Genomic DNA, 226 nt, shown 5'->3' with positions numbered 1-226 from the left:
GAAAGAGTAATGACCAGCTGTACAAAGTACCTTGAGGATAGATTGAAACTTAAGGTAAACCGAGAAAAGAGCAAAACTGGAAGCCCACTAAAACTTAAGTTTCTTGGCTTCTCCCTCTACAAAGCTAGAGGAAAGGCTGGAATACGACCACACCAAGAGTCCATAAAACGGTTCAAGGACAGGATAAGGCAGATAACAAGTCGTAAACGTGGTAGGTCAATTCAAC

General features: G+C 42.0%; 1 pseudogene. It reads left to right on the top strand.

The features are described 5' to 3' along the window. Positions 1 to 42: 42 nt before the first annotated feature. Positions 43 to 226 (top strand): annotated as a pseudogene (locus tag CDO51_RS14525) (group II intron reverse transcriptase/maturase); the annotation flags it as partial.

The organism is Natranaerobius trueperi (genome assembly GCF_002216005.1).
Classification (GTDB): domain Bacteria; phylum Bacillota; class Natranaerobiia; order Natranaerobiales; family Natranaerobiaceae; genus Natranaerobius_A; species Natranaerobius_A trueperi.
This window is presented reverse-complemented; position numbering and strand designations above follow the sequence as displayed.